Source organism: Desulfobacterium sp. N47 (assembly GCF_051233685.1).
In the GTDB taxonomy this organism is placed as follows: Bacteria; Desulfobacterota; Desulfobacteria; order Desulfobacterales; family RPRI01; genus RPRI01.
The window spans coordinates 1-15,166 of record NZ_JBAMMY010000118.1 but is presented as its reverse complement, the minus strand read 5'-3'; the positions used below and the strand labels follow the sequence as shown (position 1 = coordinate 15,166).

Annotated in this window: 12 protein-coding genes, 1 tRNA gene and 1 pseudogene; all 14 read right to left on the bottom strand. The window is 38.8% G+C overall.

Annotated elements, in window-relative coordinates:
* Positions 1-121, bottom strand: a 121-nt coding sequence (locus VXK47_RS07350; RefSeq protein ID WP_435548120.1) for a GTP-binding protein, incomplete at its 3' end; no start/stop codon positions are given.
* 101 nt (positions 122-222) lie between these two features.
* Positions 223-693, bottom strand: coding sequence for a small ribosomal subunit protein uS7 (rpsG, locus tag VXK47_RS07345; RefSeq protein WP_435548119.1), 471 nt, complete (start codon positions 691-693; stop codon positions 223-225).
* A 123-nt stretch (positions 694-816) separates the two neighbouring features.
* Positions 817-1,188: a 30S ribosomal protein S12 gene (rpsL, locus tag VXK47_RS07340; protein ID WP_435548118.1), complete on the bottom strand. Its 372-nt coding sequence runs from the start codon at positions 1,186-1,188 to the stop codon at positions 817-819.
* Positions 1,189-1,580: 392 nt separating this feature from the next.
* A complete protein-coding gene (gene rpoC / locus VXK47_RS07335; protein ID WP_435548117.1) occupies positions 1,581-5,993 on the bottom strand; it encodes a DNA-directed RNA polymerase subunit beta' in 4,413 nt (1,470 codons plus the stop codon).
* 3 nt (positions 5,994-5,996) lie between these two features.
* Positions 5,997-10,097: a DNA-directed RNA polymerase subunit beta gene (gene rpoB / locus VXK47_RS07330; protein ID WP_435548116.1), complete on the bottom strand. Its 4,101-nt coding sequence runs from the start codon at positions 10,095-10,097 to the stop codon at positions 5,997-5,999.
* 481 nt (positions 10,098-10,578) lie between these two features.
* Positions 10,579-10,962, bottom strand: a complete 384-nt coding sequence (gene rplL, locus VXK47_RS07325) for a ribosomal protein bL12 (RefSeq protein WP_435548115.1) — start codon at positions 10,960-10,962, stop codon at positions 10,579-10,581.
* Between the two features lie 59 nt (positions 10,963-11,021).
* Positions 11,022-11,543: a 50S ribosomal protein L10 gene (rplJ, locus tag VXK47_RS07320; protein WP_435548114.1), complete on the bottom strand. Its 522-nt coding sequence runs from the start codon at positions 11,541-11,543 to the stop codon at positions 11,022-11,024.
* 842 nt (positions 11,544-12,385) lie between these two features.
* On the bottom strand, positions 12,386-13,090 hold the full coding sequence (gene rplA / locus VXK47_RS07315) for a 50S ribosomal protein L1 (protein WP_435548113.1): 705 nt from the start codon (positions 13,088-13,090) through the stop codon (positions 12,386-12,388).
* Positions 13,091-13,116: 26 nt separating this feature from the next.
* Positions 13,117-13,539 (bottom strand): 50S ribosomal protein L11, encoded by a 423-nt coding sequence (gene rplK / locus VXK47_RS07310; protein ID WP_435548112.1) that lies wholly within the window; start codon positions 13,537-13,539, stop codon positions 13,117-13,119.
* A 22-nt stretch (positions 13,540-13,561) separates the two neighbouring features.
* The gene (nusG, locus tag VXK47_RS07305; protein WP_435548111.1) at positions 13,562-14,092 is read right to left on the bottom strand and encodes a transcription termination/antitermination protein NusG; all 531 of its coding nucleotides are present in this window, start codon (positions 14,090-14,092) and stop codon (positions 13,562-13,564) included.
* A gap of 18 nt (positions 14,093-14,110) precedes the next feature.
* Entirely contained in the window at positions 14,111-14,509 is a 399-nt protein-coding gene (gene secE / locus VXK47_RS07300; protein ID WP_435548110.1) for a preprotein translocase subunit SecE, read from the bottom strand.
* 194 nt (positions 14,510-14,703) lie between these two features.
* Positions 14,704-14,779: transfer RNA gene (locus VXK47_RS07295), tRNA-Trp, on the bottom strand.
* Between the two features lie 78 nt (positions 14,780-14,857).
* Positions 14,858-15,007 carry a 50S ribosomal protein L33 gene (gene rpmG, locus VXK47_RS07290; RefSeq protein ID WP_435548109.1) on the bottom strand — a complete coding sequence of 50 codons (150 nt, stop codon included), beginning with the start codon at positions 15,005-15,007 and terminating at the stop codon, positions 14,858-14,860.
* Positions 15,008-15,025: 18 nt separating this feature from the next.
* A pseudogene (gene tuf / locus VXK47_RS07285) lies at positions 15,026-15,166 on the bottom strand (elongation factor Tu); the annotation flags it as partial.

Genomic DNA, 15,166 nt, shown 5'->3' with positions numbered 1-15,166 from the left:
AACCCCTCAAACCGCAATGCTTTGTTATTGCCGCCGTAAGTGTTGTCTTGCCGTGATCTATATGCCCTATAGTCCCAACATTAACATGCGGCTTCTTCCTCTCAAATTTCTTCTTAGCCATATTCAATACCCTCCCAATATAAAGGAGCTTAATTTCGATTTTATATGATGTTATTTAAATAGTATAAATTAATATACCTGCAATATATTTTTATAATAACCCTACCATCTGAAATGAGCAAAAGCCTTATTTGCCTCAGCCATCTTGTGAGTATCTTCTTTTTTCTTTATCGAAGCACCCCTCTTGTTTGCCGCATCCAATATTTCCCCGGCTAGTTTTCCTGCCATACTCTTTTCATTGCGCTGGTGTGCATAACTTATTATCCATCTAATTCCAAGAGCAGTTCTTCGGGCAGGCCTTATTTCGGTTGGAACCTGATATGTCGATCCACCAACTCGCCTGGATTTGACTTCAAGAATTGGCTTAACATTATCCAGAGCCTGTTCAAAAATCTTTATTGACGACTCTTTTACATTCTTTTCAATGATATCAAATGCTTCATAGAGTATCGACTCGGCAACACTCTTTTTTCCATCCTTCATTATCGCTTTTATAAATTTGGAAACCACTTTGTTATCATATTTAGAATCAGGGATTACAATCCGCTCAGGCACATCTCTTCTTCTCGGCATATATCACACCATCTATATCATTTCTGTTAATTATTTATTATTTTGATGCATACAGTCATTTATTTTTTAAGATAAGTTCATCCGATTCTTGCAACCTATCTGTTTTTCCTGCAAATCATACGATCACTTCGGTCTTTTTGCACCATACTTGGATCTGCTCTTTTTTCTGTCCTCAACCCCCAGTGTGTCTAGCGTACCTCTAACTATATGATACCTTACACCGGGAAGGTCTTTAACTCGCCCGCCACGAACCAAAACAACCGAATGTTCCTGAAGATTATGTCCTACTCCCGGAATATAGGCCGTAACTTCCGCACCCGAAGTAAGCCTCACTCTTGCAACCTTTCGCAAAGCTGAGTTGGGCTTTTTAGGAGTTGATGTATATACACGTGTACACACACCCCTTTTTTGAGGAGCTCCTTTAAGAGCCGGCGTAGTAACCTTCTTGGCAATCTTACTCCTACCTTTTCTGACTAACTGATTGATTGTAGGCATATTCCCCTCTTTAAATATTTTTCATTCATACAATGTATGAACCTTCACCACGAAACAGAAAAATAATATTATCCTTCCATTACAGCTTACTCAGTGGTTTTTTTGATCTATAACCAATGCATCTCATGATTTCAGGCAATTAACATTGTCCTGTTTAAATTAAAATCATGAAATGTTTAAATAGCCCTGTCGAAATATACTAAATTTACAAAATACAAAATATAGGCTGAAAAACGATATTTTATACGCATATCTAAGATTTATGTCAAGCAATATTATGGTAAAAAAACTAACAATATATAAAAATACACACATCACCCTAAATCAATAGGTAATTCACATGCATCGTTCACAGCAACATAACAAAGTTAATTTAAATTAGCTTGATGCTGCTAATGAGATATTTCTATATTCTGGTTCAATCCAAGACCCGAACCCGCAGGTATTACCCTGCCCATAATAACATTTTCTTTAAGTCCGTGGAGATAATCTATAGCCCCGGAAATACTGGCATCTGTTAACACTTTAGTAGTCTCCTGGAACGATGCTGCAGAAATAAAACTATCGGTACTTAAAGATGCCTTTGTAATTCCTAAAATAAGGGGTTCAGCTATAGCAGGCTTACCGCCTTTTGCCTTAACCATCATGTTAATTTCTTCGTACCTTCCACGATCAATCTGTTCTTCAAGTATAAAATCAGTATCACCGACATCAACGACCTTAACGCGCCTTGTCATCTGACGTACAATTACTTCAATATGTTTATCGTTTATACGAACTCCCTGCAACCGGTATACTTCCTGGACTTCATCAACGAGGTATCGCGCAAGGGCGATTTCACCCTTTATGTTAAGAATATCCTGAGGTATGGCTGAACCACCTATAATAGGCTCCCCAGCCCTTATATAATCACCTTCGTAGATGTTAATATGTTTACCGCGCGCGATCAGATATTCTTTCTTTTCTCCAAAATCGACAGGAGTTACAGTTACTTTTTGCTTTCCTTTTTTAGTACTCTTTGAGATAGAAACATAACCGTCTATTTCACTTAAAATCGCTATTTCTTTTGGCTTCCTTACTTCAAAAAGCTCTGCTACCCTTGGGAGACCACCCGTAATGTCCTTGGTTTTAGTTGTGGCTCTGGGAAGTTTTGCGATAACATCGCCGGCTTTGACATTGTCATCTTCTTCAACCATCAGAACAGCACCAATTGGAAGAATATAGCGGGCCATCCCGGATGATTCGGAAAGTTTCGCCGTTTTGCCTTCTATGTCTTTTATTGAAATTCTCGGCCTTACCTCTGTTCCCTTAGCTTCAATTATAGTTCTGCTCGATTTTCCTGTAACAGGATCAACCTTCTCCTTCATTGTTTTGCCTGGTACAATATCACCGAACTTTACGGTTCCTGCAACCTCTGTAATAATTGGTGTTGTGAATGGATCCCAGGTAGCAAGAAGGTCACCCGGTTTCCCGGTTTCATTATTAGGCCCATTAACTTTCTGCCCGTCTTCAACCATGATATGTGCACCGTATATTACCGGACAGCTTTCAAGTTCACGGCCTGAATCACTTACAATAGTAAATTTACCCCCGCGGCGGTTCATTACGATATATTGGTTTTCTGCATTTCTAACAACATGAAGATCAATAAATTTAATTGTTCCTTCAACTCTTGCTCTGATGTCTGCCTGCTCAACTCTTCGGCTTGCTGTACCTCCGATATGGAATGTACGCATAGTAAGCTGAGTACCCGGTTCACCTATCGACTGAGCAGCAAGAATTCCAACAGCCTGTCCCAATTCAACCTGAGAACCGCTTGAAAGATCCCTTCCATAACATTTGGCACATACGCCGTATCTCTCCTTGCATGTGAGAACAGATCTTATCTTAACAGTTGTTATGCCGGCATCTTCTATCTTTTTTGCAGATCTTTCGTCGATCTCATCCCCCTTTTTAATAATTACTTCATCAGTAAAAGGATCAACTATATCATCCACTGCAACCCTGCCAAGAACTCTTTCTCCAAGACGCTGAATAACTTCTCCGCCTTCAATCAAAGGCTCAACATCAACGCCCATCAATGTACCGCAGTCATCCTCCATAACCACACAATCCTGAGCAACATCAGCCAGTCTTCTTGTTAGATACCCTGAATTTGCGGTTTTAAGAGCCGTATCAGCAAGACCTTTTCTTGCACCATGCGTTGAAATAAAATACTGTAATACGGAAAGCCCCTCTCTAAAATTTGCGCTGATCGGCGTTTCTATAATTTCGCCGGATGGTTTAGCCATTAGACCACGCATCCCTGCGAGCTGGCGCATCTGATCTTTACTTCCTCTTGCTCCTGAATCTGCCATCATATATATTGGATTAAAACTTTCAACATATGATGTTTTTCCATCTTTATCCAGCACTATATTCCCATCGCTGTCCTTTAAAGGTTCAACCTTCATAGCATTCATCATTTCGTTGGCAACATCATCTGTCGCCTTGGCCCAGATATCTACAACTTTATTATATTTCTCACCTTGAGTAATAAGACCCTCAGTATACTGCCGTCCGATTTCCAAAACTTTAACTTCGGCTTTTTTAATTATATCTTTTTTTGCAGCAGGAATTATCATATCGCCAATTGAAATCGAAAGTCCCCCTTCTGTTGAATATCTGAAGCCTATATCCTTAAGTCTGTCGGCAAGAACAACTGTGGCTTTTGGGCCTAGATTTCTATAAGCATAATCAACAAGATCTCTTAAAGATTTCTTATCCTGAACCTTGTTAATAGCATCAAAAGGAATTTCAGCTCTCTTCTCATTTATCTGAAATATATGATATTTATCTTGGGATGGTATTATTTCACTAATTTCTCCTTCTTCCACAGAAAAGACAAGATCAGCATCATCAATATCAAATATTCTCGTAAACTCTTCTTTTCTCAAAAGACCGATATCACCATCTAACTTCTTGTTGAGGCTTTCCGAATACTGATTTACCATCTGTGAAAAAGCTTCACCGTTTCTGATTCTTTCATGAACCGACTTTGCAACTTCTTCCGAAGAAACCATTATATGGCTCATTCTTACAATATTTTCCTTGGGAATAATTTCCCATAATAAGACGCGGCCCGTCGTAGAATTAACTTTTTTCCCGTCTATCCGTACCACTATCTTAGCATGAAGATCAATCGCACCCGAATCATACGCAGAACGAACCTCATCAGTATTGGCAAAACTTTTGCCATCACCCTTAGCACCTAGCACTCCTCTTGTCATATAATAGATCCCAAGCACGATATCCTGGCTTGGCACTATAATAGGACTTCCATTGGCAGGTGAAAGAATATTATTACTGGAAAGCATTAAAATACGTGCCTCTATTTGTGACTCAACTGAAAGGGGAATATGCACAGCCATCTGGTCACCATCAAAGTCTGCATTGAATGCGGTGCAGACAAGCGGATGAAGCTGAATAGCCTTACCCTCAATGAGAATCGGCTCAAACGCCTGAATCCCAAGCCTATGAAGTGTCGGTGCGCGGTTTAGCATTACAGGATACTCTTTTACAACTTCATCTAATGTATCCCAAACTTCCGGTGTTTCGCGTTCAACCAATTTTTTTGCACTCTTTACAGTCGAAACAAGCCCTTTTTTCTCCAGCCGGTAATAAACAAAAGGTTTAAAAAGTTCCAGAGCCATCTTTTTAGGAAGGCCGCACTGGTGAAGTCTTAGGTTCGGCCCTATGGCAATAACTGTTCGTCCGGAATAATCAACACGTTTACCAAGCAAATTCTGGCGAAAACGCCCCTGCTTTCCTTTAAGTGTATCGCTAAGTGATTTTAAAGGCCGCTTATTGGTTCCTGTGATTACTCTGCCATGCCTTCCGTTATCAAATAGAGCATCTACAGCCTCCTGAAGCATTCTTTTTTCATTCCGGACTATAATATCGGGAGCCTTTAGATCAATTAATCGTTTTAACCGGTTGTTGCGGTTTATAACTCTTCTATATAGATCGTTAAGATCGGATGTAGCGAATCTGCCGCCTTCCAGGGGGACAAGAGGACGCAGATCAGGAGGAAGTACAGGGATAACATCTAATATCATCCAGCAAGGATTTACTCCCGAACTTCTGAAAGCATCAACAATTTTAAGCCTCTTAGACAGTTTCTGCCTTTTTGCCAAAGATGTTGTAGCTTTAATATCAGTTCTCAGCTCTATATACACGGATTCAAGATCAATATTTTCCAGCAGAATCTTTATCGCTTCAGCTCCAATACCAGCTTCAAACTTTGTCCCGTATGTTTCAAGCGCATCACGATATTTTTCTTCGGAAAGAAGCTGACAACGTGTAAGCGGGGTATCTTTCGGATCCAACACTATATAGCTGTCGAAGTATAAGACTTTCTCCAGACTTTTTAATGTCATATCCAAAAGATTCCCTATCTTGCTGGGAAGACTTTTTAAAAACCATATATGTGCTACCGGAGCAACAAGCTCAATATGCCCCATACGTTCTCTGCGGACTTTGGACTGTATAACCTCAACACCGCATTTTTCACAGACTACACCTCTGTGTTTCATGCGCTTGTATTTTCCACAGTTGCACTCATAGTCCTTGGTAGGACCAAAAATTTTGGCGCAAAAAAGCCCATCGCGCTCCGGCTTAAATGTCCTATAGTTTATGGTTTCAGGTTTTTTTATTTCACCAAAAGACCATTGTCTGATTTGTTCAGGTGAAGCCAAAGAAATCCGAACACCGCTGTATTGTTTCGGATCAATCGGTTTAGCGAAGAAATCATATAAGGTTTCCAAATTCTACTCCTTATGTTCTTCCAAAAGATTTATATCCAGGCCAAGGCTCTGCAATTCTCTTGTCATAACCTTAAAAGACTCGGGTATGCCAGGCTCAAGCATATTCTGCCCTTTTACAATTTTCTCATACATTCTAGTCCTTCCCGCCATATCATCAGATTTTACAGTCAGAAATTCCTGCAATGCATGTGCAGCTCCGTATGCTTCCATAGCCCAGACCTCCATCTCTCCAAGGCGCTGCCCTCCAAACTGAGCTTTTCCGCCAAGAGGCTGCTGCGTAACAAGTGAATAGGGTCCTATAGAACGTGCATGAAGTTTATCATCTACAAGATGATGAAGTTTTAACATATACATAGTCCCGACAGTAATCTTGCCCTTAAAATTCTCACCTGTCCGTCCGTCAAACAATGTAGCCTGACCCGTTGTATATTGTCCTGCTTCTTCAAGAAGCGCTTTTATCTCTGTTTCTTTAGCTCCGTCAAAAACCGGAGTAGCCATATGAACACCATTTTTATAGTTGCCGACATAATCACACAGCTCTTGGTCATCCATCTGAGATATAATTTTATTTGAGTCTTTATCGTTAAATATTTTATTCATTTTATCACGAAGCGACACAATATTATTTTCTTCTATCAGCCTGTTTAATTGATCACCCAGACTTTTTGCAGCACGACCAAGATGAATTTCCAGAATCTGACCGGCATTCATTCGGGAAGGCACGCCAAGCGGGTTTAAAACCATATCAACCGGGGTACCGTCTTCAAAATAAGGCATATCCTCCTGTGGCAGAATTCTTGAAACAACCCCCTTGTTGCCATGCCTTCCAGCCATTTTATCACCGACCGAAAGTTTCCTTTTCATGGCAATATACACCTTGACCATCTTTATGACCCCGGGAGGAAGGTCATCTCCTTTTTCGTACCTGCTGATATGTTTTTCAAAATTATCATGACAAGCTGTGCGCTGAGTTCTGTATTGTTCAAGAAGGTCGTGAAGCTGCTCTGTAACACCGGCATCCTTTAATACGACACCTTCAAGCTGAGCCAGGGGAATATCGGATAAAATTTCGGCGTCTATTTTATCCCCCTTTGCAATCAAAACTTTTTTACCCTTTTTTATAGGGGTATTGCATATCTGACCATCTAAAGCCTGAATAACCGGACCGCGCGCTATCTCTTCAATGACTGCAAGTTCATCATCACGGTTTCTCTCTAAAACTTTTATTTCAGTTTCTTCAATAAAGCAGGTGCGTTCATCTTTTTCTATGCCCCGTCTTGAAAATACTTTTGCATCAATAACAGTTCCTTCAACTCCCGGAGGAACCCTTAAAGAAGTATCTTTAACATCTCCTGCTTTTTCTCCGAAAATTGCACGAAGAAGCTTTTCTTCAGGAGAGAGCTGGGTTTCGTCCTTGGGAGTAATTTTTCCCACCAGAATATCACCCGGTTCCACTTCAGCTCCAAGCCTTATAATGCCACTTTCGTCAAGGTCTTTTAAAGCCTCATCTCCCACATTAGGAATATCACGGGTAATATCTTCCTTACCAAGTTTGGTATCTCTTGCAACTATCTCAAACTCTTCTATATGCACTGAAGTATAAACGCCATCACGAACAAGCCTTTCATTAACAAGAATGGAGTCCTCAAAATTAAAACCGCCCCAGGGCATAAATGCTACTGTAACGTTTTTTCCAAGAGAAAGCTCTCCTTTTTCTGTGGCAGGCCCGTCAGCAATTATCTCTCCGGCTTGAACGCGCTGTCCTTTTACGACTATAGGACGGTGATTGAAACATGTGTTCTGATTTGAACGCATGTATTTTGACAGATTATATATTGTAACATGCTTGTCATACCGCTTATCAGAAGGATCATGAGAAAGAATTATACGATAAGCATCAACAGACTCCACTATTCCATCACGTTCGGCAACTATTGTAACACCGGAATCTTTAGCCACAACGCCTTCTATGCCTGTACCGACAAGTGGGGCTTCGCTAACTATAAGAGGAACAGCTTGGCGCTGCATGTTTGAACCCATTAAAGCCCTGTTTGCATCATCATTTTCAAGGAAAGGAATAAGGGACGCGGAAACGCTTACAAGCTGATTCGGCGAAACATCCATCAGCGCGATATCCTCTTTCTGGACCGTCATAAATTCACCTGCCATACGTGATGTAACTATCGGATTTGTATATCGGCCTTTTTCATCAATGGGGGCATTTGCCTGGGCAATTGGCAAATCTTTTTCTTCAAATGCATCAAGAAATTTGACTTCGTTTGTTACTGTTCCATCATTAACTACCCTGTATGGTGTTTCTATGAAACCATAATCATTAACACGGGCATAAGTACTTAATGAAACGATAAGACCGATGTTAGGACCTTCAGGCGTTTCAATAGGACATATTCGCCCGTAGTGAGAAGGATGGACATCTCTTACTTCAAATCCGGCACGCTCACGGGTTAGTCCCCCCGGTCCAAGTGCGCTTAATCTGCGCTTATGGGTAGTTTCGGAAAGTGGATTTGTCTGATCCATAAACTGGCTCAACTGGCTTGTACCAAAAAACTCTTTAACAATTGCGGACACAGGCTTAGGGTTAATAAGATCATGCGGCATGAGAGTATCGACTTCCTGCAAACTCATTCTCTCCTTTATTGCTCTTTCCATTCGCACCAGACCAATACGATACTGGTTTTCCAGAAGCTCGCCTACCGCCCTTATCCTCCGGTTTCCAAGATGGTCAATATCATCAACAATCCCTTGCGTATCCCTTAAATCTATTAAAGTTTTTGCGGTTAGAAGGATATCTTCCCTTCTTAATATCTTTAAATCGGGAGAAGACTCAATCCCTAAACGCTGATTTATTTTTACCCTTCCAACACTGGACAGGTCATAATAAGCTGTCTTAAAGAACAGATTGTCGATAAAATTCTGGGCAACTTCAGGTGTCACCGGATTTCCTGGTCTTAACCTTCTGTATATTTCTACAAGCGCTTCTTCTTTCGAAGCCACTTTATCTACAGATAATGTTTTTCTTATCGAGTCACTGCTTGAGGCTCCATCAAAAAACAGTATTCCAAATTCATTTATTCCTGCATCTTTCAGTTTTGAGATCGAGTCTTCATTAACTATTTCATTTGCCTTGACCAAAATATTATTCGTTTCCGGTTCATAAATCGTATATGAAAAAGCTCTCTCAAAAATATCTTCTATATTTATAGGTATTGCATCTATTTTTGAAGATATCAGCTTCTTGATTAGTTTGGGAGTATATGGGCGCCCTTTTTTTGCTACTATTTCACCGGTATCCGGGTCCTTAATATCACGTGTAAATTTTTGATCTTTACATAAATCTTCTCTAAGTTCCTTGTATAAACTTTTACCACGTATAATTATCTTCTCACTCTTATAGAAATATGAGAGAAGATCTTCCGGCGTATATCCAAACGCCTTAAAGAAAATGGTAATGGGGAACTTGCGTCTCCTATCTATTCTAATATAGACTATATCCTTGGGATCAATCTCAAGATCAATCCATGATCCACGAACAGGAATGATCCTTGAACTATATATGATTTTCCCACTTGAATGAGTTTTACCTTTATCGTGGTCGAAAAATACGCCGGACGATCTGTGTAACTGGCCGACAACAACCCTTTCGGTCCCATTGACAATAAATGTTCCTTTATTTGTCATCAGGGGAACCGTACCAAAATAAATCTCCTGCTCTTTAATATCACGTATACTTGAAATACCTGTTTCTTTATCAACATCATAAACTACAAGCCTTACAGTAATACGTACAGGTATTTCATATGTCATACCTCTGTGTATGCATTCCGCTACACCGTGTTTAATCTCCCCAAATCTATAGGATACGTATTCAAGTGAAGCGCTTCCTGTGTAATCTTTTATAGGAAACACCGATTTGAATACAGCCTGAAGCCCGATATCTTCTCGTTTTTCAGGAACAACATCCATTTGCAAAAAACGTTTATAAGATTCCAGTTGCATGCCAATAAGATCAGGTATTTCAACAATCCTTTGAATCTTTCCGAAATTTTTTCTTAACCGTTTTTTTGCCAAAAGCCTTTCCGACATGGCATCTCCCTTTTATAGGATTCAATAATTAAAGAAATTATAAATATATTTCAATAATGTGCTGAAATAATCCCCTTATAAAAATCATAAAACGACTTTTACTTAATGAGATCTTTGCATAAATTCCATCTAAAGCAATAGAAAATTTTAACCGGTATTTATTTCCCGGCAACTGATCGGCTTATTTAGAATCTATACATTAACAAAAAATAATATTCGCACTAAACAAAAATATTTTCTCTGCCCGCATCATCTTTATCTTCCGTTTTTTTCCTGCTCTAAAAACCAGGAATGCTTTGATAGTTATGCTCTTTGCTGCTGATCAAACACTTCCACCATCAATCAAGGCCGGGGCTTATCAGCCCACAGCCTGATGATGATCTTCTGATAGAAGAATCAAATACAATAATAATGTCAGGATAAAACATCTAATTGCAATATATACTATCACAATAATATCATTGTATTTGAACGATTTTTCTTATTTTATTTCAACCTGTGCTCCGGCTTCTTCAAGCTGTGCCTTGATCTTTTCCGCTTCTTCTTTTGATATAGCCTCTTTTACCGGTTTTGGAATTTCATCAACGAGTGTTTTTGCTTCTTTGAGACCAAGACCTGTAATTGCTCTAACTTCTTTAATGATCTGAATCTTTTTGTCGCCATGCGAAAGCAGTATAACTGAAAATTCAGTCTGTTCCTCAGGCTGTGATTCTGCTGCGGCCGGACCAGCTGCGGCAACCATTGCAACAGGAGCTGCTGCTGAAACGCCAAATTTATCCTCAAGCTCCTTAACAAGCTCGGACAAATCAAGAACTGACATTGTTGCTATAAATTCAATAACATCTTCTTTAGTAATATCTGACATTGTTATAATTCCTCCAAATAAATCAAAAATCCCACATTTCATGCTGCAGGATATATTTTTTATGCTGCTTCCTTTTGTTCTTTAATAGCCTGTAATACATATAATAATTTCTTTGGTATTTCATTAAGCGTTCTTACAAAAGACACAGGAACACCATTCATCGCCGATAGTAACATACTTAACAGTACTTCGCGTGATGGCATAGTGGACAAAGCCTTAATTGCATTGAAATCAAGTGCTTTTCCATTTAACATACCTGCTTTTATTGTAAGGTTTTTATTGGTCTCAGAAAATTTTATAAGTATTTTCGCAGGAGTAACAGGATCATCGTAGCTTATAGCTACTGCTGTAGGACCCTTAAATTTATCTTTAATTACAAAAGCTTCGGTATTTTCAGATGCCCTCTCAAGAAGAGTATTTTTTACAACCCGGTATTCTACTTGAAATTCCCTCAGTTTTGCCCGCAAATCGCTAATTGCTTCTACATTAAGCCCTTTATAGTCTGTTATAATAACTACTTTAGCTCTGGATAATTTCTCATGAAAATTTTCTGCAATATTTTTCTTTTCTGATAGCTTCATATATTGTAACACCTCCTTTCCAAGTCTATACAAAACCGGAGGTCTTTTTTGGATTAGCGAATACCGGAGATTGCAATAATTTTACATCAAAAACATAAATTTATTTATTTAATATGCAACCTTAATCCGTCTCAGCAGGCCGGTAATACCGCTTAAGATTTAATTATACACCTACGGTCTTTGACAGAATTGTATTAATTATATTTTTAATGTCTTAAATATTGTACCCCTCTTTTAAACTTACTCCTCATTCCTAACGATTCTTTAATCTTGGATATTAAGAGTTTAATGAGGCTAAGCAAATTATGACTTTTATGATGTCAACTATTTAGTAACGTTAAATAATGGAGCAAGTGAAAACTTCCGATATTAACTCCGGTTAGACTTTATTAACAATAGGATCTATTTACTACTTAGTTGCTCATAGGACAGTGTCTATAAAGTAGATCTGCTATTTTAAGAGTATATAACTTTTTAGTATTATAATGCAGCTATTATATGTTTATTTAATCTGTTTTTAAACGTATATCCCGTTACAACTTAATTTGTAACGGGATCCGGATAACTTAAACAGTTATCATTACCAGAATAAATTTACACAACACTTTGTTATTCCCAAAAAACCATCCGGACTAAATTTATAAAATAAATGCATACTTGCGATACCCTGTTATACTGTCTATAGAATATTTCTGGGATACAGCTCAATCATTATAAATAAATTAATGCCTTTATATTGCATAATTCGATATTTTTAAATATATGGACTATTTATGCTTTACATAAAGTTACAAAAACAGACAGTTATATTATCTAATGACACAATGGTTAACAACTGTATATTATTTTATAAAATCTTTGATCAAAGACAAATCAATTTTAATTCCCGGACCCATTGTTGTAGAGATAGCCATACCTTTTAAATATGTTCCTTTACTGCCTGAAGGCTTCAGCCGCATTATGGTTTCAAGAAAAGTAGCCATATTTTGAACAAGTTTCTCTACACCAAATGAAACTTTGCCCATTGGAACATGCACTATTCCTGCTTTTTCTACCCTGAATTCCACTTTCCCTGCTTTTAACTCTTTTACAGCTCTATCCACATCAAATGTAACAGATCCTGTCTTAGCATTTGGCATAAGCCCCCTTGGCCCAAGAAGCTTACCAATTTTTCCAACAGCGCCCATCATATCCGGTGTAGCAATAGCTTTATCAAAGCCTAACCAGCCTCCTTGAATCTTAGCAATAAGATCATCATTCCCAACAAAATCCGCTCCGGCATCAAGGGCCTCTTTCTCTTTCTCACCTTTTGCAAATACAAGGACCTTGACTTCCTTGCCTGTTCCGTTCGGCAAAACAACAGCACCTCTCACCATCTGATCCGCATGCCTTGGATCAACACCAAGACGTACGGCGATATCGACTGTCTCATCAAATTTTACATATGATGAATCTATTGCTGACTGAACAGCTCCGGCAATATCACTTTTTGCCTCGGCATTAGCCTTTGCTTTAGCTTCTATAAATTTCTTACCCCGCTTCGGCATTTCGCTTTATTAACTCCTTTTCATCTTTAACCAATTTCTATCCCCATGCTTCTGGCTGTTCCTGCAATAATTTTAATAGCGGCAGCCGTATCATTGGCGTTAAGATCGACCATTTTCTGCTTAGCAATTTCCTCCACCTGTTCCCGTGTGACTTTAGCCACTTTTACTCTCTTCGGGTCGCTGGATCCTTTTGCTATCTTTGCCGCTTTCTTCAGAAGTATGGAAGCAGGCGGCGTTTTTGTTATAAAAGTAAATGATCTGTCTTGATAAACAGTAATAACTACTGGTATTACCATCCCCTCATCGTCAGAGGTCCTGGCATTAAAAGCCTTGCAAAACTCCATTATATTCACACCATGCTGCCCAAGAGCAGGACCAATAGGCGGAGACGGATTTGCTTTTCCGGCCACAACCTGCAATTTAATCATTGCCATAACCTTTTTTGCCATATTTTTCTTTTCACTCCTGATGCTATATCTTTGTAACCTGTACGAATTCTAATTCCACTGGTGTTGAACGCCCGAATATACTGACAAGCACTTTTATTTTTCCTTTTTCCGGATTTACTTCCTCAACAACTCCATTAAAATTCGTAAATGGTCCGTCTACTACCCTAATTTCATCTCCGGTTTCAAAATAATATTTCGGCTTTGGCTTTAACTTTCCAGCCTCCATTCGGTTTAATATTTGTTCTGCCTCATCATCCGAAATTGGGGTTGGCTTTTCCCTTCCTCCAAGAAAGCCACTCACCTTAGCAGTATCATTAACTATATGCCAGACTTCATCATCGAGATCCATTTGCACTAAAACATATCCGGGATAAAATTTTCTGGTAGATGTCTTTCTTTTTCCTTTAACAAGCTCAACTACCTGCTCTGTGGGAACCAGCACGTTTCCGAACTTATCTGGACGATTATAAGCAGCAATTTTTTCCTCAAGAGCAGTTTTCACTTTATTTTCAAATCCAGAATATACATGCAATATGTACCACTTAAGAGACACTCACCATTCTCCTCATTATCATTGAAGAATTATATGGACAAGACTTTGCAGCCCCATATCAACCACACTTAGAAAAAGGGAAACTATCAAAACCAGAATAATTACAACTACTGTTGAGCCAATAGTTTGTTTACGGGTAGGCCATGTAATTTTTTTAAGCTCAATCTTAACTTCTCTTAAAAATTGTGATATTTTCTCAATACGGCTATTTGTTTCTTTGTCTGTTAATGTTTTACTTCCTGTTAAAGGTTTTTTTTGAGGCAATATCAGTATTTTTTTCGTTTCTGCCAAAGCACCTGCAATAGAAGCACTTTTCTTTATAGTATTAGCTGAATCCTGAGAACTCTCCGGCGTATCGACATTTTGTTTTGACTTTTTTTTATTAATAGAAGTCTTTTTTCTCAGTAACCGTGCCATTATACTCCTATATTGCAATATTTACAAACTGAAACCAATTATTGTGAATTCTTTAGTACTTCAATATTTACATAATATTACTATGCGGAAGACATTTTTCCTTTCAAACTAAACCGTGATGTAAATCAGTCACAGCCTGTTTATGGATATCTTATGTTTCTATCATTACCACTCAAAGCTAATAATAAAATATCTGGCAGGCCAGGAGGGATTTGAACCCCCAACACCCGGATTTGGAGTCCGATGCTCTACCGTTAGAGCTACTGGCCTGTATATAAACATTGAAATCCGCTATAGACCTTTAACCCAACCAAAAGCCTATTTCTAATTAAATAAAAAATTAACTACTTATTTTGTTTCTTTATGAGCAGTATGTTTTCTGCAAAACCTACAGTATTTGCTGAATTCAAGTTTATCCGGTGTTGTTCTTTTGTTTTTTGTAGTAGTATAATTTCTACTTTTGCATTCACTACATTTCAATGTGATAATTACTCTCACCTGCCGACTCCTTAGCCGTTATGCTATAATATTACTTACAACTCCGGCACCGACCGTCCGGCCACCTTCCCTTATCGCAAACCGAAGCTCGGTCTCCATCGCTATGGGAGTTATCAGCTCCGCCGATATCGCTACATTATCTCCGGGCATTATCATCTC

Coding starts and splice junctions, on each gene's coding strand:
- rpsG (WP_435548119.1), bottom strand. CDS start 693: ATGCCGAGAAGAAGAGATGTGCCTGAGCGGATTGTAATCCCTGATTCT.
- rpsL (WP_435548118.1), bottom strand. CDS start 1,188: ATGCCTACAATCAATCAGTTAGTCAGAAAAGGTAGGAGTAAGATTGCC.
- rpoB (WP_435548116.1), bottom strand. CDS start 10,097: ATGTCGGAAAGGCTTTTGGCAAAAAAACGGTTAAGAAAAAATTTCGGA.
- rplL (WP_435548115.1), bottom strand. CDS start 10,962: ATGTCAGATATTACTAAAGAAGATGTTATTGAATTTATAGCAACAATG.
- rplJ (WP_435548114.1), bottom strand. CDS start 11,543: ATGAAGCTATCAGAAAAGAAAAATATTGCAGAAAATTTTCATGAGAAA.
- rplA (WP_435548113.1), bottom strand. CDS start 13,090: ATGCCGAAGCGGGGTAAGAAATTTATAGAAGCTAAAGCAAAGGCTAAT.
- rplK (WP_435548112.1), bottom strand. CDS start 13,539: ATGGCAAAAAAGGTTATGGCAATGATTAAATTGCAGGTTGTGGCCGGA.
- secE (WP_435548110.1), bottom strand. CDS start 14,509: ATGGCACGGTTACTGAGAAAAAAGACTTCTATTAATAAAAAAAAGTCA.